The sequence below is a fragment of the Petrocella atlantisensis genome (genome assembly GCF_900538275.1).
Classification (GTDB): Bacteria; Bacillota; Clostridia; order Lachnospirales; family Vallitaleaceae; genus Petrocella; species Petrocella atlantisensis.
In genome coordinates this window covers 2,562,607-2,587,190 of sequence record NZ_LR130778.1, presented here as the reverse complement: position 1 = coordinate 2,587,190, position 24,584 = coordinate 2,562,607, and the positions used below count along the sequence as shown (strand labels likewise).

The 24,584-nt window shown below is 36.7% G+C and carries 22 protein-coding genes; 3 read left to right on the top strand and 19 right to left on the bottom strand.

The window, feature by feature from the left end:
- Positions 1-6 precede the first annotated feature (6 nt).
- From PATL70BA_RS11930 to PATL70BA_RS11880, 11 genes are all read right to left on the bottom strand, one after another.
- Positions 7-501 (bottom strand): HD domain-containing protein, encoded by a 495-nt coding sequence (locus tag PATL70BA_RS11930; RefSeq protein ID WP_125137569.1) that lies wholly within the window; start codon positions 499-501, stop codon positions 7-9.
- Entirely contained in the window at positions 498-1,475 is a 978-nt protein-coding gene (locus PATL70BA_RS11925; RefSeq protein WP_125137568.1) for a putative ABC transporter permease, read from the bottom strand. The genes PATL70BA_RS11930 and PATL70BA_RS11925 overlap by 4 nt, the downstream gene beginning before the upstream one ends.
- Positions 1,476-1,533: 58 nt before the next feature.
- The gene (locus tag PATL70BA_RS11920; protein ID WP_125137567.1) at positions 1,534-2,538 is read right to left on the bottom strand and encodes a M15 family metallopeptidase; all 1,005 of its coding nucleotides are present in this window, start codon (positions 2,536-2,538) and stop codon (positions 1,534-1,536) included.
- Between the two features lie 22 nt (positions 2,539-2,560).
- Complete coding sequence (locus tag PATL70BA_RS11915) at positions 2,561-3,943, bottom strand: tryptophanase (RefSeq protein ID WP_125137566.1); 1,383 nt, start codon at positions 3,941-3,943, stop codon at positions 2,561-2,563.
- Positions 3,944-4,183: 240 nt separating this feature from the next.
- Positions 4,184-5,038, bottom strand: coding sequence for a putative beta-lysine N-acetyltransferase (gene ablB, locus PATL70BA_RS11910; RefSeq protein WP_125137565.1), 855 nt, complete (start codon positions 5,036-5,038; stop codon positions 4,184-4,186).
- Positions 5,039-5,050: 12 nt separating this feature from the next.
- On the bottom strand, positions 5,051-6,322 hold the full coding sequence (gene kamA, locus PATL70BA_RS11905; RefSeq protein WP_243115916.1) for a lysine 2,3-aminomutase: 1,272 nt from the start codon (positions 6,320-6,322) through the stop codon (positions 5,051-5,053).
- A gap of 540 nt (positions 6,323-6,862) precedes the next feature.
- Positions 6,863-8,860 (bottom strand): sensor histidine kinase, encoded by a 1,998-nt coding sequence (locus PATL70BA_RS11900; protein WP_172596228.1) that lies wholly within the window; start codon positions 8,858-8,860, stop codon positions 6,863-6,865.
- A gap of 4 nt (positions 8,861-8,864) precedes the next feature.
- Positions 8,865-9,554, bottom strand: a complete 690-nt coding sequence (locus tag PATL70BA_RS11895) for a response regulator transcription factor (protein WP_125138483.1) — start codon at positions 9,552-9,554, stop codon at positions 8,865-8,867.
- A gap of 123 nt (positions 9,555-9,677) precedes the next feature.
- A complete protein-coding gene (locus tag PATL70BA_RS11890) occupies positions 9,678-11,468 on the bottom strand; it encodes a glycerophosphoryl diester phosphodiesterase membrane domain-containing protein (protein ID WP_172596226.1) in 1,791 nt (596 codons plus the stop codon).
- A 49-nt stretch (positions 11,469-11,517) separates the two neighbouring features.
- Positions 11,518-12,720 carry a chromate efflux transporter gene (chrA, locus tag PATL70BA_RS11885; protein WP_125137561.1) on the bottom strand — a complete coding sequence of 401 codons (1,203 nt, stop codon included), beginning with the start codon at positions 12,718-12,720 and terminating at the stop codon, positions 11,518-11,520.
- Between the two features lie 65 nt (positions 12,721-12,785).
- Positions 12,786-14,501, bottom strand: coding sequence for an ATP-binding protein (locus tag PATL70BA_RS11880; RefSeq protein WP_172596225.1), 1,716 nt, complete (start codon positions 14,499-14,501; stop codon positions 12,786-12,788).
- Positions 14,502-14,792: 291 nt separating this feature from the next.
- On the opposite strand from PATL70BA_RS11880, the gene PATL70BA_RS11875 reads away from it, so the two are divergent.
- A complete protein-coding gene (locus PATL70BA_RS11875) occupies positions 14,793-15,236 on the top strand; it encodes a MarR family winged helix-turn-helix transcriptional regulator (protein ID WP_125137559.1) in 444 nt (147 codons plus the stop codon).
- A 63-nt stretch (positions 15,237-15,299) separates the two neighbouring features.
- On the top strand, positions 15,300-15,854 hold the full coding sequence (locus tag PATL70BA_RS11870) for an NADPH-dependent FMN reductase (protein WP_125137558.1): 555 nt from the start codon (positions 15,300-15,302) through the stop codon (positions 15,852-15,854).
- Positions 15,855-15,961: 107 nt separating this feature from the next.
- Here the strand turns inward: PATL70BA_RS11870 and PATL70BA_RS11865 are convergent, their stop codons facing one another.
- From PATL70BA_RS11865 to PATL70BA_RS11850, 4 genes are all read right to left on the bottom strand, one after another.
- Positions 15,962-16,513 carry a hypothetical protein gene (locus PATL70BA_RS11865; protein WP_125137557.1) on the bottom strand — a complete coding sequence of 184 codons (552 nt, stop codon included), beginning with the start codon at positions 16,511-16,513 and terminating at the stop codon, positions 15,962-15,964.
- Positions 16,514-16,635: 122 nt separating this feature from the next.
- A complete protein-coding gene (locus tag PATL70BA_RS11860; RefSeq protein WP_125137556.1) occupies positions 16,636-17,880 on the bottom strand; it encodes an HlyC/CorC family transporter in 1,245 nt (414 codons plus the stop codon).
- A gap of 268 nt (positions 17,881-18,148) precedes the next feature.
- Positions 18,149-18,571 (bottom strand): DUF1801 domain-containing protein, encoded by a 423-nt coding sequence (locus tag PATL70BA_RS11855; protein WP_125137555.1) that lies wholly within the window; start codon positions 18,569-18,571, stop codon positions 18,149-18,151.
- Complete coding sequence (locus PATL70BA_RS11850) at positions 18,571-18,996, bottom strand: VOC family protein (RefSeq protein ID WP_125137554.1); 426 nt, start codon at positions 18,994-18,996, stop codon at positions 18,571-18,573. Before PATL70BA_RS11850 ends, PATL70BA_RS11855 begins: the two co-directional genes overlap by 1 nt.
- Positions 18,997-19,217: 221 nt before the next feature.
- Here PATL70BA_RS11850 and PATL70BA_RS11845 point away from each other — a divergent pair, with 221 nt between their 5' ends.
- Positions 19,218-19,871: a copper amine oxidase N-terminal domain-containing protein gene (locus tag PATL70BA_RS11845; protein WP_172596224.1), complete on the top strand. Its 654-nt coding sequence runs from the start codon at positions 19,218-19,220 to the stop codon at positions 19,869-19,871.
- A gap of 118 nt (positions 19,872-19,989) precedes the next feature.
- Here the strand turns inward: PATL70BA_RS11845 and PATL70BA_RS11840 are convergent, their stop codons facing one another.
- From PATL70BA_RS11840 to PATL70BA_RS11825, 4 genes are all read right to left on the bottom strand, one after another.
- Positions 19,990-20,820, bottom strand: coding sequence for an FMN-binding protein (locus tag PATL70BA_RS11840; RefSeq protein ID WP_125137552.1), 831 nt, complete (start codon positions 20,818-20,820; stop codon positions 19,990-19,992).
- A gap of 88 nt (positions 20,821-20,908) precedes the next feature.
- Positions 20,909-21,631: an ABC transporter ATP-binding protein gene (locus PATL70BA_RS11835; RefSeq protein WP_125137551.1), complete on the bottom strand. Its 723-nt coding sequence runs from the start codon at positions 21,629-21,631 to the stop codon at positions 20,909-20,911.
- A 12-nt stretch (positions 21,632-21,643) separates the two neighbouring features.
- Positions 21,644-23,974, bottom strand: coding sequence for an ABC transporter permease (locus PATL70BA_RS11830; RefSeq protein ID WP_125137550.1), 2,331 nt, complete (start codon positions 23,972-23,974; stop codon positions 21,644-21,646).
- A gap of 126 nt (positions 23,975-24,100) precedes the next feature.
- Complete coding sequence (locus PATL70BA_RS11825) at positions 24,101-24,583, bottom strand: DUF6773 family protein (protein WP_125137549.1); 483 nt, start codon at positions 24,581-24,583, stop codon at positions 24,101-24,103.
- Position 24,584 lies beyond the last annotated feature (1 nt).

Genomic DNA, 24,584 nt, shown 5'->3' with positions numbered 1-24,584 from the left:
CTTTTTCTATGAATCTAGCACCTCGTGTTTGAGGCTTGCTAATTTTTTCCCATTAACAATCTTAAACGTTTCAAGGGTAGCGCATATTTTGTCAACTAGGATAACCACATAGGTTTCCTTATACTTCGGCGGTAAGATGGTTAGTGGCCACATGTGCTTAATAATAATGTCTTTTTCTAAATCACTAATCTTAAAATACTTTTTTGCATTGGTAAGTGAGGTTGCCGGATGTGTGAAACCATGTAAGCCTTCTCTGATATTAGGTATATGCCAATCATACAAGTAAAAATCATGAAGCAAAGCGCCTCTTGCAGCCGATCGATAATCCATCTTCAATTTCCTACAAATTAAAAAACTCCAGTAAGATACAAAAAGACTATGAGCCAATGTGTCCACATCAAAGTGAGCAATATAGCCTTCCATAGATCTCACTTTCTCATGTTTGATCATATCCTTAACACAGCTTTGGTATCGTCTAATTAGCTTAAGCTTCTTTGTCATAGCGTTCTATTCCCTTTATTTTTCTTTCTATCTCTAACATCCTTTAAAAGTGCTTTATACTTGATGGATTTCATATCAGGGAATGCATTGTAGAGTCTGCTTTTGGAGAATCGATTCGAAAGATTCTCATAATGGTCTAGAATACTTTTGAATTCAAACTTAGTTTTAATGTTAAGTTTCATATCTTCATCTATGAGTTCATTAATAATGTTCTTTACCGGATGATCCGGTATAAATTCATGTACTTGTAGTTCTTTAAGCTGTTCTTGTATGTGTTTAAGTGTTTGGCCCGCTTCATCCGTTTTCTTTTCAACACCTGTTTTAATCCGATCCGTCATTTCATCTTTTAACCGACTCATCTCTAAGACCAAATTACTCCTGATTTGCGTATACTGTTTTGCAATATTATCTATCTCAAGCAATAATCTTCTAAAATCAATCAGTGTTCTGACCGTAGATGTGCCATCTATTATGAAAAACGCCATGAGCATAAGTAATACCGAGTTCCCAATATCCCTTGGAATACCATCGACCATATTGGCTATTCTTACATGTACAATCTGAAGTAATAGTGTTCCTGCTAAACCCCAAATTAGTGTAAAATCTAAACATATATACCCTCCAAGATTAAATTTTCGGTCAGAATAATCCCACCATCTGGTATGAAACAAGTAGCTCATGACAGAACCTGTAAAGAGTTCAAGACCTGTTGTGACCACTGTTACCATAATAAATAACATCCACCATGAGGGTGCTTGTCCATTTAAGAATAAAGTGCTCAATTTATGAATAGAGAGATATATGGTAACTACACCAACACCATAGATTGGGCAGATTGGACCATACAAAAAACCTCTATTAACATATTTTCCATGCTTCATAAATGCATAGACTACCTCTACCACCCAACCCAATGTGCTATAAATAAAGAAATAAAAGGTCAAATTATATAGGTCTATTGTATGATTTAGCACAGCTTTTCACCTCTTCTTCTGTATGTAAAGTTTTACCCTATCGTTTAACACCTTCACTCTATTGAAGATTTATGGCTTTTTCTACATTGATATATAGCTCTTCCAATGTGATTTGGTGCTCGTAAATATAGCTGGCCAAGTCCAAACCCACATATCTCAAATGCCATGGTTCGTAATCATATCCGGTAATCGGTGTCTTATCTTTACCGTATCTTACTATAAAACCATATAAATGTGCATGATCTTGAACCCAAATACCTTCTTCTGTTTCACCAAAAGCATAAATCAAATCAAACCCTGCTGACGCACTGGTAATATCCATTGCTAATCCACTTTGATGTTCACTGTGACCCGGTCTTGCACTTACTTTGTCTGTTGCTTCAACACCGCGTGTGCTTACATTGTTATTATATATGTCTCTTTGCCTATTATAAGAACGGTAACCGGATAAGGCAAACAACTGAATAGATGCCGTATCCGCCGCCTCAAACATCGTCTCAAGACCAGATGCAGCTACGTCCCTTAGATTTCTTTTTTCATCGGGACCGGAAAAACTAAAGCGAACCTGAGGTTCACGTAAATCATTCGGAATATAACTCTCCGGTAATTGATTCAGTTTGTTCACCAATGCAAATAAATGATCCGGTTGTGTGACTTTGCCAATCTGCTTTAGTGTATAGTTGTATGGATTGGTTTTTAAGTGTTTTACCAGATCTGACAGCCGTGGATCGGTTATATCCACATCGATACTTTTATCTGATAAATCAACAATCAAATCATGATAACCCACTATATCTGATTCCACTACTTCTTGATTGGGCCTTGTCGATTCCGGTTGCTCATCTTTTCCGGTGTCATCTGCTGTTTCCTCTGTTGTTTCCTCCAGAACACCTTCGAAATCTAAATATTCTGTTTCGTCTTCATAATCAACTTCCATACCGCCTTCATTCACTTCTACTGTAGCAGTGGTCTGATCGTCAACCGGCGGTTTTAGAGTTATTTTCGTACCACATCCTGTCATAATAATTAGCAGGACTAGACTTATAAGCCATTTTTTATTCATAATGCCTCCATGTTGCTTTATTCTATATCATAGGTTTCAAACGTGCAGTAAAATGTCTTAGTACCTTGGGCTCATATTCAAATGACAACCCAGCTAACCCATCGGCCTTTTGATACGTTGCTATAACCGCATCCGCTACCACATCCATATGCCTATTGGTGTAGGTGCGTCTTGGTATGGTCAAACGCATAAACTCAAAAGGTGACTCAAGTTGCTCCTCTGTGTCCGGGTCTCTACCCAAAAGAAAAGATCCAATTTCTACTGCCCTAATACCTGCAATGAGATAAACCTCATTACAGACCGCTTGGGCCGGGAAAGCGTGGTAGGGTATATGGGGACATATTTTTTTGCAATCAACAAAGACCGCATGTCCACCTGTCGGATGCTGAATCGGTACACCTGCGGCTCTTAATTGATCACCCAAATAGGCAACCTGTGTTATACGATAATCCAGATATTCATAATTCGTACCCTCTTCAAGACCAACAGCTAGAGCTTCCATATCTCTACCGGATAAACCGCCATAGGTAGGAAAACCTTCAAGAGGCACACATAAAGACCTTGCATTTGTATAAAGTACTTCATCTTCACGAATACCTATGAGACCACCCATGTTGACAAGGCCGTCTTTCTTGGCACTCATCATAAAGCCATCTGATAGCGCAAACATCTCTTTACATATTTCTTTTATGGTCTTATCCTGATAGCCTGCTTCTCTCATCTTAATAAAATAAGCATTTTCTGCGTATCTTGCTGCATCTAACATGACTTTGATACCATATTCATCTGCTATTTTTTTGACCGCTTTAATATTTGCCATTGATACCGGTTGGCCACCGGCAGAATTACAAGTTACTGTAACAATGATTAGTGCCACTTGGTTCGCACCTTTTTCCTCTATCGTTGCCTTTAGCAAAGCTATATCAAAATTCCCTTTGAAATCATCATATATATCCGTATCAAATGCTTTAGCATCTATAACATTAATGGCTCTAGCACCTGCAAGTTCCACATGTGCCTTCGTCGTGTCAAAATGCATGTTGCTAATGACATAATCACCCGGATTCTTAACGAAGATTGGTAACATGATCTGTTCAGCGCCTCTACCTTGATGGGTGGGTATAATGTACTTACATCCTGTAATCTCTTTTGCCACAGATTCTAACCGATAAAAACTTCGACTACCGGCATAGGATTCATCCCCCATCATCATAGCTGACCACTGATGGTCACTCATAGCGCCTGTTCCGCTATCTGTTAGCAAATCAATATATACATCCTCTGCTCTTAGTGAAAATGGGTTATAACCTGCTTCTTTCAATCTAAGGTTTCTATCTGCCTCAGATATGAGGTGTATTGGTTCCACCATCTTAATCTTAAAAGGTTCTGCTGTTCTGATTTTCATTTTTGTATCCTCCTTAGTTTATGAGATTGCTCTCTTTAGAAAATAAGAAAGGATTTTTTTAAAACATGCTCTCGGATTGTCTCTCCCATGTTTTGCAAATCGCAATTGCCGTCACTTTAGCTGTCATCTTGATGTCTGATACTAATGGGATGTTATCATTTTGCCCAAAAAAAGTCAAACCCTAAATAGGCATATCACACTGATATGTCTATTTAGAGTTTGAACTTTTTCCAACTTTATCTACTCAATTATTTGCTTCACCCATATATTCATTGATTCTATGTTCCCTGCTATCTGAGTGTTGTTCCATAATGTACCGCCATAATGATAACCCAAACTGCTAAAGGTCATATTCATCGGCAGGGATTGACTTCTTGCTATTGTATAATGGGTTGATATACCTTGCTCAATCATCGCTTTTTCCATGATTATAAGTAAGGCTTTCGCTAACTTATGGCCTCGGTAAGTAGGTAACACCGCAAAGTCGGTCATTTCGACATTTTTCTCTTTGTGGTTAATCTCACATGTGCTAAGGCCAATTAAGCTTTCTTGATCAAATACACCAAAATATTGACAATCTTCCGTCATGGTTTTCTTAATGTAATTTGGGTCATATATTGGGAAAGGATAAGACTGAAAGACTTCTTCATAAACCTTAATCATTTGCTTTATATCCTCTTCTCCTAAAGATCTGAAGGTATAGTTTGGCCACTTAAAATCATCTAGATTCGTCTTTTTTTCTTTTGCTTTATCAATACCATCTAGAATTTTTGCCTTTTTACGAACCCCTCTTCGATCCGGTTTTAAGTATTTAACCATGAAGAGACAGGGGTCTGTGCCCTTATAATAGCCCTCTATCTCACCTTCTTTTGTAAAACCCGCATCTAGAAGTAGAACACGATCTGTTTCCCGCGCCTTAATAATAATCTTACCGTACGCCTTATCTTCACCCAATTTCCGAACATAATCCAACATCTTCTTTGTTTCTGATGGGTTATAGGACATGACATAGATTCGATCACTATATGTGCCGTGATGGATGGTGAATCCATCTTTCTTTTCAATAGTATCTTTCTTTTCAATAGTATCTTTCATATTCTATGCCTCCTATGCCTTGATTTCTTCCGGCGTCAAAGTCATGACGTCTGTGTAGTCCGATAGAAGTTGTTCGATGCCCGTAGCTTCATAAGGATCATCCAAGCTGGTTTTCATGTGCAAGTCACATGCCGCGCAGTCTAAATCACAGTCCCTATGACCGTAAGCTCTTGGTTCTGTATAAGTGGTGATGACACCTTCATAATTTCTTAGGATAATCTTGTTGGTTGACCATGAAATTAGATAGTTCGGCATAACAGGTATTTTACCACCGCCGCCTGGTGCATCGATGACATAAGTTGGAATAGCAAAACCACTTGTATGGCCTCGTAAGCTTTCCATAATCTCAATCCCTCTACCTACACTGGTTCGAAAATGTTCAAGTCCTTCTGATAAATCACATTGATATAAATAATAAGGTCGGATTCTATTGGCTACCAGTTTACGAACCAAAGCTTTCATAACTTGAGGGCAATCGTTAATATCTGAAAGCAATACGGATTGGTTCCCCATAGGTATTCCTGCTTCAACCAATTTGTCTATGGCTCTTATAGAGTCTTTTGTCAATTCTTTTGGATGGTTATAATGGGTGTTGATCCATAAGTTTTTATGTTTTTTAAGTATATCTACCAATGCTTCTGTAATTCTAAAAGGTAATACAACCGGTGTTCGGGTTCCTATTCGAATGACTTCAACATGCTTAATATTTGCCAATCTATCCAGTAAGCTTCCTATTAATTCATCTGGTAATAAGAAGGGATCGCCTCCTGAGAGTAGTACATCTCTGACTTCTACATGTTCTTCTATATAAGCGATCGCGCTTTCATAATCTTTAAGAGATGGACAGTAATCTGTATCACCGACTTTTCTTTTACGGGTACAATGACGGCAATACATAGCACATCGATTACTTACGTGAAACAAAACACGATCAGGATAACGATGGGTTAATCCTTCTACAGGGCTGTCTTTATCCTCTCCTAATGGATCTTCAATATCGGATGTGCATATATCCAGTTCCCGAACATCCGGGAAAGCCTGTCTAAATACCGGGTCATTAATAAAGTCTTTCTGGTCAATGAGTGAAAAATAATAGGGTGTAATAGAAAGTGGAAAAATATCGACGGTTTTTTCTAACTTATCCCTGAAGTCTTCTCCAAACTCTTTGCTAAAATCCGTTTTCAACAGCTTTTCAACTTCTTCTATGGATGTAATGGCGTGTTTGAGTTGCCATTTCCAATCATACCAGTTTTCTCTTGAACTTTGGTTTTTTAGTGCCTTCATATGTTTCCTCCTTGGTTTCATACCTTTTTACAAAAAAAATTAAAGATGACTGATGGTGTTGATCAAGCAGACAACTTAATTCTCAGGTTCTAGTTCTATATTGATAAAATAAAAAGTACTCTAACTCTGTGATAGAGTTAGAGTACTTAAACTTCGCTTACGCTCGTTTTATACCATATATTATAGTATAGGTCATGACCTTTTGATCCTAACCAAGTCCCAGTTCTAATTATAATTTTTCAAGCACGCTTTCACTTAGCAACACATTTACTTCAACCCACATATGGTAGATACATCATATACGTAAAAAAGCTCATGCATTCAATACTCACGACCCTACTTCATTCCATAACTATCATTAGTATAACAAATATTGATGCTACAGTCAAATCAGACCGGCCAATAATAATCAATTAATCTTACTTATTTATGATTCATAGTTATATTTTATGATAAAACCGAATAATATAGTATCTATATTTTAACTATCAGAATCGCCATAATGATGATCTCTTTGGTTTTGTCAGCTTTTATTATCTGCTATTGGTCAAGCTCTGCATTCGTTATGATACAAGGAAATGTCAATGTTGCTTTAAATAAATCACCATCAATACCAATATCAAGACTTGCGCCCATGGCTTCTGACAAACTTTTTGCAATGGATAAGCCAAGGCCATTGCCTTCCGTATGTCTGGATCTGTCTCCTCTAATAAACCGCTCTGTTAATAATTCAGGTGCCATATTAAGGGCTTCTTTAGAAATATTCTTAATTTCGATGGCCACATGAGATTCGTTTTTTTCTTTTTCTATGAAACTAATATAGACCCGAGTGTTTTCGAGGGCGTATTTGGCCACATTCGCCATAAGATTATCCATAACACGATGTAACAACCGTCCGTCACCTTCTATCATAAAAGGCGGCATGGGCTCATCCATTACCATGATTAAACCTTTATCTGCAAATGCTTCTTCATATTCCCCAATCACCTGTTGTAGCAAAACATAGGCATCTAAGGATTCAAGATCTATCTCAACATTGCCACTTGAGGCTTTCGAAGCCTCCACCAATTGTTCTATCAAACTCTTTAAGCGTAAGGATTTTTCTTCTAGAATTTGCAGATAATTTTTTGCATCATCGCTATCGATTTCTTCATTTTTCAATAGGTCTACGTAATTAATAATTGATGTTAATGGATTTTTCAAATCATGGGTCACATTCGTAATCAATTCTGTCTTCATTCTCTCACCCTTCATTGCTTCTTCAAGGGCTTTCTCCATACCGATCTGTTGTTGATTGAGTTCTTCTCCCCACTCTCGAAATTCTCTCGTCAAAGACTTTGTCTCAAGGGGATAATTAATGTGTCCATTCACCCGTTCCTTGGTCGCATGCATCATTTTATTCAGCGTGCGGATTCTCTCATTTACAAATAGGAGTACGATTATATTAAAAGCAATAAACATAGGTAGAGATAACAAAAATGTTATACCAATATTAAACCCTACTAAGAATAGAAGAATAAAAAACATATTCATGCCGCCATAGGCCACTAAGAGTAGCAATAGCCATGGCTTTAGCCTCCCCTGCTTCCTATCATAGGTCATAGCTTCAATGATCTTTATCAGGACTTGACTGATTAGTAGTTCCTTGAAAAATGCGCCCCTTTTGATTCTTCGTACAGTCGATAAATAGCAGAAAAACCAAAACAGCAAACTTGTAACTAGAGCAACAAGGATAGGTATCAGATCCATAAACTGATTGATAGTATGCATCTGCTCACCGATGGCAACCACCGGTATTGTCGAAACAAACGCAAGAATCACTTGTATCTCAAAAGGAATATAATCATAGAATTGCTTGCGACCATTCTCATTCCCTGTAAACACCGTTAAATATACCGTACCAAATAGTATTAGAAATAAACCAATGATTATCCCAATAAAATACTCATTTTGGTGCTGCTTAAAATTGGTAAAAGTGTTATAAGGCTCACCGAAATATAGTGATGCTGGGTCAAGCTCCGGTTTTATTGCTACGATTAATTCATGTTGGCTCAAACCTAATAGCCTTTGAATATCCTCATTGATACCATTTGAAAAATAGTTTTGTCCAAAATTCGGATTAAAACTTGTTTCAACCGATGCATAATCCCATCTCACATATATAGAACGATCAAGAATAGAAGTTTGTTGTGACTTTGATATATTACTGATGACCCGTTTCGTCATCTTTGATACCAGCATATAGTCTAAATCCTTTGCCTGCTTCAAGTTATGTTCGATAATGCGTAAGCGTCTAACCTTTTCACTTTTTTCTTCCTCTGGTATCTCAAGAGCAAGAATACTCGCCTCATCTGTTAAAACCAGCTCTTTTTCAACAATGTTATGTGCCAAACGTGCCAAATCTTCTTCAAATTGTTGTGTTTCATAAAAATTTTCACTTTGGTAAGCATCTTCCATGATAGCTATGTTATAAAAACCCCAAGCTCCAATGAAAACACCACCAACCATCATCAATAAAACTAACGCTTTTGTTATCATGTGTCTAAATAATTTTTTCAACTTTATAGCCAATGCCCCATACCACCTTTACGTATTTTGGATTTTTGGGGTCAATTTCTATTTTCTCACGGATTCGGCGAATATGGACAGCAACTGTATTTTCAGCAGCGATTGCTTCCTCTTCCCATACATGCTCATAAATCTCCGTGATCGAATAGACCCGACCCATATGACGCATCAACAGTTGTAGAATTCCCAGTTCTGTGGGTGTTAAATTCACTTGTTCACCATCTACAAAGAGCACTTTGCATTCCATATCAAGCTCAAGTCCTCCTGTTTTTAGGATGTTTTGATGATGAGGAACACTGCCTAGATGGTTATAACGTCTGAGTTGTGACTTCACTCTAGCAATCAACTCTAAAGGATTAAATGGCTTTGTCATATAATCATCCGCACCAAAATTGAGTCCGATAATCTTGTCTGTATCCTCGGACTTAGCCGACAAAAGAATAATTGGACAATTCATCGTTTCACGTATTTTGAGTGTTGCCTTTAGACCATCTAACTTGGGCATCATAATATCCATAATAATAAGCTGAATTGCCTTTTCTCTCATAGCAGCAAGTGCTTCATAGCCATCATAAGCTTTTACAATCTCAAAGCCTTCATGTTCCAAATAAATAGCAATTGCATCCACTATGTCCTTATCATCATCACAAACAAGTATCTTTATCTTCTCCACACGTTTACCTCTTCTTTCCTGTTGACACATTCATAGTCTATCCTACAAATCGGTCAAAGTACTTGCTATAATTCTTACAATATTCTTAATCTTTAATCAAATATTTATGGTGCTTTATTCTAACGTTACTTCCTCTAAAGGTTCATTCAATCCAAGTACCTCCCTAACAAGTTCTGCATTGGCTGTAATGATGCCATCAATATCAAATTGTAGTGTTTTTTTAATCTCTGATTCACGATTAACCGTCCACACCCATATACCACGTTCCATTTGATGTGCTTTCCTCACAAATTCTTGACTCAGCATATCTTTTTGTACAGTGTAGAAATCTACATCTAATAAATCCAGATTGCCAACTGCATAGTACATAATCTGGCCAATTCTCAAATCTGAATTTAATGATCTAATCTCACTCAAAACTTTGTAATTAAAGGATTGAACATAGCTCGTCTCTATTGCATTCGCCTCTTCTAAGATATCAACAATGATTTTTGCCATTTCTGCTTCATATCCATAAGCCTTTATATCAATTAACATAGATGCGCGACCATCAATCATGGTGATTGCATCTTCAAGTTTCGGTATGGTTTCATTCCTATATTCTGTGGATATATCACTACCAATATCTAATTCTAACAATTCATTATAGGTCATTTCAGAGACTCTTTTTGGTATTTTTGCCATTCTCATTAGATTTAAGTCATGATGTAACACGACAACCTGATCCTGTGTTAATTGAACATCCATTTCTATTACATCAACACCCGAATCAAGTGCCAAAGCAATGGCTGACAGGGAATTCTCAGGTGTATTTCCTGTTTTCCCTCTATGGGCCGCCACCTCAATACCTCTACCTTTATATAATAAATCTTGGTTTAATGTGTGACTCATATAAAAAGATAAGAAAAGGCTGATCATCACCATGAAAGCTGATAAAAAACGACGTGGTTTTAATAGATCTCTCAAATAGCACTCTAATCTAGATATCAGTGTCCATCTTGAAGTTCTTAGAAAATCTTTGTATATAACACCGTTCTTGCTTTTTACTTCGTAGTATAGCCTCGTTAGGAACAAGATATTGATTGGCATGATTAAAAGCGTATACGTCCATAACAAAAAGCCCGAAATACTCGTTAAAAATTGGTTGAGTTGATAATTCACATCCGTATCAAACCCCGAAAAAAGAAAAGACAGGATGGTCAAAATACCTGTCAAAGCACCAAATAGCATTAAATTCATCATAACCATCTTGAATAAAATGGATTGATGTAAGTCTCTTGTAAGAGCTAAACTAGACCGAATCGCCTGCCATGTACTTTTTCCTACTAACAAAATCTCATGAAATACAAAGATACATCTTAATAAAAAATAAGCGAGCAGGATGACAACACTCCAATATATAACTTTTATGACACCATACACCATGATATTTTCTATAAAATAAGTTGGTACCTTGATTTGATTTAAGATCACCGGTTTGACCGGAAAATTAACGAGAGGTATGGCCACCATAAATTGAAACATGAGTAAAAGAAAGCCAAAACCTATTAAACGATGCAACACTTGAAAAGTAGTTGCCATTGCCTCAGTAATCAAAACCGGTCTATTATAGTATTTTTTATGAGCAAGGACCGTTAATGTACCGAGTTCAATCAGAACAAATATAACAGCTATAACCATTAATACTAATATACCAAATGCACTTTTATAATTTAATAGTATTTTGAAGATATCTCTATTAAGAAGTACACCCGTTTTAGAAACGATTAATAGACGATTAAAAAGATAAGCCAGTCCCGGAACAAATAAATAACTTGTTATTAAAAGGTAACCCAAACCAAGAGCGACATATTTCCTCCATGAGCGTCGAAAATCCATTAAGCTGTTCATGATCATCAAAAACATATACGTCACCTTCCAATACATTCATTAAATGCTATGGTTAAGTTATGTATTAACCGATAAGGAAGCCTGCAACAATCACGATCACCACCATAAATGGTGCCGGAATTCTTTTCGTTATAAGTATCAAGACCGTCAGTAACGTAACCACGATATTTTCAAGATTCAAACCACTTTGTTGCATTAAAATGATGGCAGCAACACCTATCATTCCACCTGCAACGGCATTGATACCTTTTAAGGAGACTTTTATACCTTTAATCTTTTTTAGATTCTCCCATACAGGATACACAAAGTATATAAGCAGTAATCCAGGTAAAAATATCCCGATGCCTCCAGCAACAGCTCCTAGAATCTGAATAATAGGACCGCCTGATCTGGCAGCCATACCACCTGCATAAGCACTAAAACTGAACATCGGTCCCGGCAAACCTTGAACTAAACCATATCCTGTTAAGAATTCCTGATTGGTCATATATTGATTCACTTGCACTAACTCACTGTGCATGACCGGCACAACCACTTGTCCACCGCCAAAAACCAAATAGCCATAACGGTAAAAGCTTTCAAAAAGGTGGATAAGAATATGATCCCACGTTAAGGTTAGCACAATACTAGCCACAGCTATAAAAGAAAAAACAAGTATGTAGACCCAAGGTGGGTGTAATTTTACACGGCGCCATAGATTTTTCTCCTTACTTGCTACAACACTAACGATACCACCTGTAATGAGTACTAAGGGGAAAATCCATGGTGCTCTAATTAAATAAGTAACGATAGCACCAAATAAAAATATGGCAAAAGTCATTTTGTCTGTCACAACTTTTTTATTAATTCGGTAAGCCGCCATGACAATAAAACCTACTGCCATGGGACCTATAAAACGAAGGCTGTTTTTGTCTAAATTCATATGTTCAAAAAACTGATACAAGAATGAGAGAAGCGTCATAAGTATCAGTACCGGAAGTGCCCAGACCAACATGGTGAGTAGTGCTAAAAATGGGCCTCCTGTTTTATAGCCAATTGAAACAATAGTCTGAGTACTGGTAGGTCCCGGTAAGATACTACATAAGGCTATAAGCTCAATCAATTCTTCTTCACTCAGATAATGCTTTTTAACCACCATCTGATCAATAAACACGCCCATGTGGGCTTCTGGTCCTCCATATGCTCCTAAGGAACATATAAGCACATCTTGTAAAAAAGCTCTGCGACTTATGGGTTGTCCATCTGTATATTTTTTCAAATACGTCATATGTGTCCTTTCCTTAATCATCACCAAGACATTATGTCCGAAAACTTATGCACTACTCTCGTCACTTATTGGTGATGAATAAACTTCAACATCGTGTGAAAGTCTATGGGTTTACTGATATAATCGTCCATACCTGCTTCCATACACTTTTTTTGGTCGCTTTCCAAAGTATTGGCTGTCATGGCTATAATTTTCGTACGACGTCTCCCATCTTCTATCTGTCGAATTTTTTTGGTAGCTTCATACCCATCCATAACCGGCATTTGGCAATCCATAAAAATGATATCATAGGTTTTGTGAATAAAGGCTTCAACTGCTTCTTTGCCATGACATACCAAATCACATACAAGGTCCTTTGATGCCAACATCTTAACAATTAACTTCTGGTTGATGGTATTATCTTCTACCACGAGAATACTCGGTTGCTCTGTAAAAGTGTAACTGTTTTCATTTGATTCTAAGGAATCATCCAAATGCTCTTGAACTTCGTGTTCAAAACTATGATTATCCGTTTGTAGTGTTATATCGAAGAAAAAGACAGTACCTTTTCCATATTGACTGTCCACATGTATATCCCCACCCATGATGGTAGCCAATTCTCTAGAGATTGTAAGTCCCAGTCCTGTACCACCGAATTTTCTTGTTGTCGATACATCACTTTGACTAAAAGACTCAAATAATAACGCCAAACTATCCGGAGTAATGCCAATCCCTGTGTCCTCAACTTCAAAGGTTAAAAATACTTGATTCTCATCTTTTATAATACCTTTTAACCGAAGTTCAACTTTACCTTTATGGGTAAACTTAATAGCATTGCTCAGCAAGTTATATAAAATCTGTCTAAGTCGCATAGGATCTCCAACAACATAGTGGGGTAGCCCGCTTTGGAAATGCGTTATAAGATCAATCCCCTTCTCCATTGCACTTGGTTTAAAAATGGACACCGATTCTTCAACCATTTGCTTAAGATTAAAGGCTATCTGTTCCAACTGTAATTTACCAGCTTCAATTTTAGAAAAATCAAGTATATCATTAACGACATGAAGCAACATTTTTGAAGATACTTTTGCACCATCTATTAATTCTTCTTGTTCTTCACTCATTGGATATGCTTGTAACAATTGCAAAAAACCCAACATACCATTAATAGGCGTTCTAATCTCATGAGACATATTGGCAAGAAACCTACTTTTAGCTAAATTTGCTTCATCTGCTCTTTTCTTTGCTTTATCCAGCTTATAGATGAGTATTGAAAGTATAACTACAAAGATAAAAAACATAACAATGGTCAGTCTATAATAGAGTTGTTTGGCTTCTTCGTTATGAATTTCCTCTGTCACATCTCTAATTCTTGAAACCAGGACATCTTCACCGTCCAACATCATGGCATAAGAATTAACATGTACGTCTCTAATCTCACCATTAGCTAACTTATGACGAAAATGGAAAAAATTTCGTTTTTCCAAATAAGCATGCTCCATTTCCGCATCGACTTCTTCCGCAGACAAGATGTTAATTGATTTAATATTCATGCCACTCATATGTTCATAGCCATAAAATGTCCTAGCACCTTGACTACCAGCTATAATATCACCACTATCCGGATTGATGATCAGCATAATGGTCTCATATTCATTTAAGGATTCTAATGTAAAATATATGGCCTCACCATAAGAGGTCTGATTGGTAAAAAACAGACCACAAAGAATCAGTACTAAGCCAATTCCTAATTTATATTTTATAAACTTTTCTGTTATTGTATCCCATCTTAATGGTCTCATTACCCTCATGCTTGGTATCCTCTTTATCTGGTTTTGTAATATGGTTAAGGTGTTAAACGATTTTAAACCATAATATACTTATAGAAATTATACACTATAACAACCCTATGCTCAACTACCAAACTTTTTCACTATTCATTATGTACTAAATAACGTAAATCCACAAATACCAGACATTTGACACTGCGTCGGCTCTTATAGTCATTACCCGACATTATGTCGAAAACTTACCTCTAGCAAAATTGAACAAAAAACTTGACAACTGTCACTAATTAGTGATATATTAAACCTATGAAAAATACATTCTCTTATGGCGACGAAAATGATATCCATTTAAAATCAGTAGTAGCATTATCTAGGACTTACTTAAGCTTCACACGAAGGCTACAGGTTTTCTTAAACAACTATGGTTTAACTGTTCCTCAGTTTGGTGTTTTGGAGTCCCTCTACCACCTTGGTCCTTTAAAAATCTGCGATCTGATACACAAGAATCTTGCAACAAGCGGTAATATGACTGTTGTAATTAGAAATCTAGAAAAAGAAGGTTGGATTAAAAAAAGTCCAGATGCTGAAGATAGGCGTTCATACAAAGTCTCCCTCACAGATGAAGGCACCCAGATTATTGAAGATGCTTTTTTGACACACCTTCACTATCTCAAAGATTTTTTCTATCGCCTAAACATGGATGAAAAGCAACAGTTACTTCAATTACTCAAGAAACTTAATGGCCTCTAATAGGCCATTATCATACAACATATATCACTAATTAGTGATTTATGCTTATAAGGAGGAATTTAGATGTTAAAAATAGGAATTATTGTAGGAAGTACAAGACCAGGAAGAAATGCCAGTGCCGTTGCACAGTGGGTCAATGATATTGCCATAAAAAGAACGGATGTAGATTTTGAATTAGTAGACATAGCTGATTATGACTTACCACTACTCGATGAGCCTTATCCACCAGCTATGGCCCAATATACTAAGGACCATACTAAGATATGGGCTAAAAAAATCAACACTTTAGACGGTTTCGTGTTTGTGACACCCGAATACAACCATTCTGTATCCGCTGCTTTAAAAAATGCAATCGACTTTATCTATGCTGAGTGGAACAATAAGGCTGCCGGCTTTGTCAGTTACGGCTCCGCAAGCGGAACCAGAGCTGTTGAGCACTTAAGACAAATTATGGCTGAACTGCAAGTTGCCGATGTTCGTGCCCAGGTTATGTTATCTCTATTCACAGATTTTGAGAATTTCTCTGAATTCAAGCCGGATGCACGTCACGAGGAAAGTGTTAACGCTATGCTTGATCAAGTCATTGCTTGGAGCGGTGCATTAAAAACATTACGATAATATATTTTTTGAAATATCAAGAGGCTCCTACCCAGGAGCCTCTTTCTGTTGTCTGATACTTTGTAAAAGCTAAATGGTTTCGATTAGGTTTTCTATCTAAGTTCCCATCAAACCTTTTTCGTCGTTAAAGTCTGAATCGGGCAGATCATGCACCAGGTTCTTGGTAAATATAAAAAAGCCAAAACACTACCGATTATGGTTGATGTCAGCATCATGGAATAAACTCTATACCCTAAATGAATGACTGGACTCGGTACAGAATATGTCAACAACTGTGGCAATGCAATCGGTATCTCAAACAGGATTAGAAAACGAACATAGTCAATAGGGTCTATCCGTCCTAGACTAACCATGATGGTGGACATGGTTGCAAAAAAAAGATTAATACCAAAATAGTATAGGACGATTTGTTTTCCTTTTCCATTTTTAATCCAATTAGGTATTTTTTTCTTGAGACCTATTTTTCCGAAGATAACATTAAATAAACCGGCTCTAGGACAATAGTATTTACACCATACTCTGTCTTTATTCTTAAAATATTGGTAAAAAGGTAGTGTAAAGCAAACGAGTCCTAGTAACGCCAAACTAATATGTAAGGTGCCTAGGACAAAGAATAGGATTGTAACAAAAAATAATTGATTCTGGATATTTTTCTTCATTTGTCATGAAACCTTTCTAAGTGAGTATTGATTGATTGATATATTTATATATATTAATATATCAAATTTACGTTATTGAAATATACCATGAATCTCTTTTTTTTGTCAACCTATAATTTATTTTACTCTAATATCTCGACTGTAATTTCAAGTACACGTTTATTATCCGTTTTCGTCACAGTCACTTGAAGGTGCTCAAATACAAATTTATTACCTACATCCGGTATTCTTCCAAATTGATGTACAATCCAACCTCCTACCGTTACCGCATCATAATCATAACTTTTACTTTTAAGCTCGAATCGAGTGAATAACTCCTCAAGATTTGCATTACAATGTACTAGATATTTGTTATTTTCTATTTCACTAAAAAACTCAATAACTTCATCATGTTCATCCCATATCTCACCTACTAACTCCTCAAGAATATCCTCCAAAGTTACAATACCCATAGTTCCTCCATATTCATCCACCACCACTGATATGTGCGACTTAGAATGTTGTAAAAGTCTTAAGAGTTTAGATATTTTTGTTTGTGGTGCAACACAGACAATACTTTTAGTAATGGACTTTATATCGCTTTTTTCATCATATAAGACATTGTAAAAGTCTTTTTCATGGATGACCCCAATGATATTATCTACGGTTTTATTATAGACAGGTAACCTTGAAAAGCCATTCTTCATAAAGGTCCTTTTTATCTCATCAAGGGAAGCTGTTTCACTCACCGCGACAACCTTCACCCTTGGGGTCAATATTTCTTCAACATCAAGATCATTAAACTCAATCGCCGAACGTATAAGTTCTCCCTCATGAGAATCGAGTCCACCTTCACTTTCAGCTTCTTCTACAAGGGTGATTAATTCCTCTTGAGTTATTGTCTGCTTGTCTTTAAATTTGAAAACTTTTGATAATAATTTTTTCCATAATGAGAAAATATAATTAATCGGTTGTAATAAAAATGTTAAGATTCTAAGGATAGGCGTAGAAAACATGGCAAAAGCCTCCGGCGATTCTTTTGCAAGACTTTTTGGCGTGATTTCACCAAAAATCAAGACTAAGATGGTGGTCACAGCCGTCGAAATCGTAATACCTGCATTGCCGTAGTGTCTGGTAAAAAGGACCGTTGCAATAGCTGCTGAAGCAATATTAACAATATTATTTCCAATCAGTATTGTTGATAGAACCTTATCAAAATCCTCTGAAAGTTCTAAAGTATGTGACGCTTTTTTGTTGCCATTATTTGCAAGATGCTTCATCCTTATTCTATTAATACTTGAAAACGCAGTTTCTGTAGCCGAAAAAAATCCCGACATAACAAGCAAAATACCAAGAATAATAATTTGTGTACCCGTTTGACTATCCATATGAATCGTTCACTCCTATTTGATTTCTTTTTTTCAGTTTTACCAATTATAACCATAAAAAAACATACAAGCCCATTGACAGATGATAATACACCTATCTCTAAGTCGTACGTCAAATACACATCTGTAATTCTAATGGTTTACTGTTTGCCATTCTTTTTATCATTATATCACTGCCTATAGATATGGTCAATTTTCTTCTTTCATGTGAAGAAGAAATAGCAACCCTGGATTTACATCCAAGGTTGCCACAATCTTAGGTTCTGAACTAATGATCAGGATATGTCTTTTTAAGAAATATGATGGACTGCTTAATCAAATCTCTAAGTATGTCTATATTAACATCTTCAAGTTTATTGATATAAACACATGCTTTACCAGCAGTGTGCTTACCTAATTTTTGTAATAATGCTTCTCTTTCAGTGTCCCCGGTTGCAAAATATAGGCTCATTTTAGCTTTTCTAGGCGAGAAGCCTACTAACATAGCATCACCTTCATGTCCGGACGCATATTTGTAATGATAAGAACCAAATCCAATGATACTCGGTCCCCACATCTTAGCTTTTAAGCCGGTTGTCTCCGAAAAAATATCCAGAAGCTTATAGGCATCTTCCTGGCGCTTTGGGTTTTTTACACGTTCAATAAATTCTACAACATCACTGTCGTTTTCCTTCGTTTTGAGTTCATACATCAGAAGCTTTCACCACTGTCTAAATCAAACTGCCAGATGATCCCGAATTTATCTTCGACGCTGCCATAGCATTTGCTCCAAAAGGTCTCCCCAAGTTCCATATCAACGCGACCTTCTTCTTTTAACTGATCAAATGCATCGCGAATTTCTGCCTCATCATCCGTTATAATCGTCAAACTGATATTATTACCAACAACAAGGGGCATACCAGGGAAAACATCAGAGAACATAACTGTACTGCCACTTATATCTAGACTTGTATGTAACACCCAGTCTTTTGTCTCATCAGGGACAACAAAATCCGGATCCGGCGGCATTTCACTGTAGGTCATAATTTTCGGTTCTTTTGTCTTGAATACTTTTGCATAATACTCTACCGCTTCACGACAATTACCACTAAAATTAACATATACTTGTATTGACATATCTTCATCTCCTATCTTGCCATCATCATAGATGGTTATCTTATTAAATAGTGTAATTGATTATAGGTCTCATTATTAATTATAGGACAATTATGTTACAGTTGCAATACAAACCATATAATTTGAGAACCTATTTCTTTTTTCATCGTCGTATATTATGTATTAGGCCTAAATGGGAAAGTAGCGCTTTCCAAATAAATAATAATATAAAGGAGCATCTTATGAAAAAAATCAGTACACTATTATTACTTGTCACATGTATGAGTCTTGGTACCTTTACAAGTGCATATGCCGAGTCTCATCTTAACAATGAAACACCTATAACGGTAACTGCAAAAACACAGGCTATTGAGGGCATCACGATGATACCCCTAAGAAAAACCCTTGAGGCTTTTGGTTTTGAGTTCACTTGGCATGAAGCTAGCAAACGTGTGGAATTATCAAAAGGTCCCTTATGGACCTCCATTACAATTGGTGAAAATGCCTATTTTAGGCAAAAAATGGCACCTTGGGCTCTAAGTAGTTCACCTATTATTTTAGATGGACATACGTGGGTACCTATAGAGTTTCTATCTGAAATTACAAGTTTAGGCATTGAAATAGAAAATGAAACCCTAAAAGTGACCCAATCAGAGCCTACTTTTCATGAAGGTATCATACAGGAGATTACTTATGATGATCAAGGCAACTTAAGCTTTTTTATTGTCCAAGATCTTGAGGAGAAAGACTATGCCAATCGTATTGTCATTCACACCTCAGAGAAGACCACAATCTTCCAAGTCGACATTCAAGAAAACGATGCTGTTAAAGTCATCTCTCCAAATTTCTCCACTTTAAGTTTACCCCCTCAAACCCCTGGTTACATCATTTACTAAATCAATCTTATAGCATGGCTCAAGGGTTGAAACTACGTGTTCCTGATGCTCTCATATACATATATGAAAGCTTAGGCACGTAGTTTTTATACCCTAACCTATGATTATAAGGTCAAAACTAATTACTAAGAATATAATCTTTCAAACTTACCGCTTCCCACTCTGTTCCTACCGGGGCGTTGTTAGCATATAAAGTCATTACATCTTTTTCATCTATAACAATCTTAAGCTGAAAATTCATTTCTCTCGGTGCTAAATACTCATCGTACATCAACTGATAATTAGCATTACCTTGTTCTTTGGCTTCTTTGATATAACCTACTGTATCCGGGTCCTTATCGTAGTTTTTATGAATAAGTTTATAAAAGAATAGCACTTCAAGGTTGTCCCCTATTTTCTCTTCTTCATAGCCGGTAATCTCATGATTTAGTAGCTCATAATAAGGGGAAAAGGCTTCCACGCTTTCCTCCCACATATACCCACTTATTTGTTCATATATTGTCTCATCATCTATTTTCGTGATCTCTTCTTCTTCTACTTCTACTCGCTCATCTTCGTCTATTTCTATCATTTCATTAATCAGTGCATTTTCAATAGATTTAAGATAAGCCTTAGTGGTATAAGTCGCTCCAGAAATAGCATCAACCTCCAAAGATTGTTCCAATAATATCATGTTCCTTAAATCAGATATAAACTGTTCATTGCTATTTGGAACTGGCTTTATGACTTGGACATCTGTTATTTTTTGATCCTTTATCTCCACAATGAGTTCATTGGAGAATCTACCGTTTTTGTAATTCCCATGGTAATTTCCATTGTCAAGTTCCTCTAACTCAATTACCCCCAGTTCAACCGCTTTAATATCTGACAAATCTTTTGTGGCCCATATTACTGACATTAATACAACCGCACCTACCAATATAAAAAACCATTTAACGACACGCTTCATTATTAATCCTCCTACAATTCTTACTCTATAATTTCATGGTTAAAGGATCAAAACTAAGTTTTGACGCCTTTACCATTTTATGATTACACTAAAATTCCATTTCTTCTAACCAAATCGCTAACGCCTTATCCCTGTCTCCATCCATTTCAAATTCCTTTAGGGCTGCAATCTGGCCATCTATGACATACAATACTTTTTTCGCTCTAGCCGCAACATGTGGCTCATGGGTAACGGTCATGATGGTCATACCCTCCTGATTTAAATCTTCTAAAATATCCAACACCTGTTTGGTAGCACTTGAATTCAAGGCACCCGTTGGTTCATCGAGAAACAAAATATCAGGATGATTAATCATAGCACGACATATGGAAGCCCGTTGCAGCTGACCGCCTGAAACTTCTTGTACATCACGATCTTCAAGCCCTTCTATTCCCGTCTTCTTCATTAAAAGCTTAGCATGCTTCCTGATATTGGCTGCAGACTCTTTTTTTGCAACCAAGGCGGGTAGTATGATGTTATCATAGATCGATAGATTCTTTAGCATCTGTACATTCTGAAAAACAAAGCCCATTTTATTCAAACGTAAACCGGACAAGACGTTTTCTTTCATATTGGATATATTAACGCCATCAAAGTATATCTTGCCCATACTAATACTGTCCATGCCACTGATGCTATAAAGAAGGGTAGATTTACCGGATCCTGAAGGACCCATGATGGCAATAAAATCACCTTTCTGTATTCTAAAAGATATTTCATTCAAAACTTTTGTATCTTGAAAAGATTTACTTATTGCTTCAACCTGAATCATGACATTCTCCTTCTATTCTATAACTTGATTTCTTATATGATAGCTATTTACAGCCTTTGTTGCGCCAACCACTGTGACCAGTACAAGAGCAATCTGCACAGCCGGCCATAACAAATATGTGGACATTGGCTTCACCAACATCGTTATTTTAGAAGCTCCCATAAATGATAAAAGCCAACCAAAGATTTCTTCTCCTAGAGACTTAGCTAGGACAGTCCCAAGGACGATGCCTATAAATTGAACCAGTACAATCCGAATACCTAGTTGTATTCTTATGTCCTTATTACTAAAACCCATTGCCTTTTTGATGGCTATGGCACTATGCTCTCTTGCCATCATTAACTGTGAAAACATGACGGTTATGATCATCATCAAAAGCAGTGCGATCACGATGGCTGCGCTTTCTACCAATGCCATATTATCAGAAATACCACCAAGGGTTTGCCCGATAAATGCATGTATCGGTGTTATTTTACTGTCTTCTAATATACTGCGTAGTGTAACTGTCTTTTCATCGATATCAACGCCCGTATTAAGATCCAGAAACACATTATAAGCTTCTACATTATTCTCTTTGAAATCAAAGTTTGTCTTGGCGGTTTTTCCACCATAGGTAATATCTTGATATATACCACTGACCTTAAACAGAAGCACTTCACCTTGATATTTGATTTCCATATGGTCACCCACTTGCAGACCTAGTTCAGAAGCATTTAGGTAAGATAGGGCGATGGTTTGACCATCAAGTGGTGGGTTACCTTCAAGATAAGCCAGAGGAAAGACCGATGCATCGCCTTTTTCTACACGTATGTACGCCCATTCATCTTGGTCATTCTTCACTTCTATAAAATTGGTTCTATAAACGGCATACTTTTCAATATCCTCATCTGTTCTCAAGTAGGACACGATGTCATCTTTTTGTTGTTCCAGGTTCTCACTGTATTGAATATCCACACGAATATCGCACTCTCCAATACCCATATAGGTAATAAAGGAAGGATTTTCTATGGTATTTTTCATATTCATCGGTAATAAGATTAGAAAGGATGTCAATACAAACACGAAGAAAATCACAACATATGTTTTCCATTTACATTTTAGTTCACCAAGAGCAATCTCCATGTTGTGCCACCTCAAGCCCTTAACCGGTAATCTATAATGACCTTCCTTTTTCATGCTTCCATTTCCCCGCATCATTTCTACTGTAGTACTTTTTAGATTTTTATGAAGGATACGACGACAACGCCGCATGACCATTAGAATTAGAATTACTGTTCCTACCATAGGCAGTACCCATTCCATCCAAGTACCATGACCATATCCATTATATAAAATAACTGAGGATGATAAGAAATCTCCAAAAGGTATAGCACCAATATAACCAATAATACCGGCAACGATACTAAGTAGGAGGTATTTTGTCTGATACAACTGATGTATGGCTTTGCTTGGGAAACCTATGGCTCTCATTTCTCCTATGGTAGTGGTTTCATCCGCTAGTGTTGCCCGTATAATATAAGACAAGCATACCATGGCCATGGTAATCAGCAACATACTGATGGCTAATATAATCAAGGCCACGAGACCATGTGATACACCATTGATCATCGTCAGTAGGCTACCTGTTATCGCAACGCCATTAGCCGGCATACCTTCTTCCATATAATCCTTACCTAGTAATGAGGTAGATGCACCCTCTTCTAAAAGAAACTCAAACATATACTCCCATTCACCCATATACTGAGCTATTTCTTCCATGTCCACCTGATGAATCAAAAACCGTTTGGATGAGGCAAGGGCCGAGTTCATAGATGCATCACGGATGATGGCTGCTACGACAAATTCTTTATAATCATCATCCTTTTGTAGTTTTAGTATGTCCCCTTTTTGAATCCCTAGTGTTTCACTAAAGTAAACAGGTACACCAATCTCGCCAGGACCAATTACAGCCGGCTCATTCTTCATATTCAGAAGAAAGTCGAACTTCTCATTTTGAATAATAAACCCATTGTCCATCAAGGACGTTTCAAAGCTTTCTTCCTTATAAAAGAAGTCTGCATTGTTAACATTCAACATCTTGACGGTTTGTGCCTCTTTGATATAGGTATGTTTTTTTATAAACTCTGATATAGCTTCCTCATCATAAGTTCCCTTATGCATTTGTAGATAATGAGGTGGTAGGGCAATATCATTTAGACCGTTTAAGGAGGATACTAATGTGCCTGTAATACGTAATCCACCTGCCAACATGAGTGCAGATAAGATTAGGAATACGGTCAAGGATAAGGTCATGACTTTGTTTTTTTTAAAGTCCTTTCGGACAAGGTTCAATAATAATTTCATACTTCGCATTCTCAACTTTCAGTTCTTAATCCATCATTAACATCACTTTTGATATAATATTAACATGGCATCTTTAGAAGCAAATGTGCGAATGCTTAAATAATGATTAGATTTAGGTTATAGACCTTATTCATCGACATCCATGTACTTCTCATCAATTTTCTTTTGCTTTTTTTTATTTAATATATACAAGATTTCAAACCCTATAAAGGAGGTTAATGCCCCAACGATAAAAGTAATAAATGCCGTTATTACAATACCGCTTGTTCCTCCCATCTTTTCTATACCTTCATTAATTGTATTTAAAGTGGTTGAAATGGACGTGATGGTAAGACCACAGACAATCGCATTTATTATAACTATTTTTTGTCCCTTAAAGCTGTTGTTAAAAAGATCGTTGCCCACCATAATATTTCTAGCTACGACATAAATTGCTGCAACAAAAAAAAGGATGAATTCTGCTGCGTACTGTGAAAACGGAGCATCAAACATAAATTGCTGAAGTAGTATAGAGAAAATTAAACCGAAGTACATAATTCCAAATGCGTCACTACCTATTTTTCTTTTCTGTAAGACAATCCTTTCGTCTTGAATGTTTGTTTTTTTCATT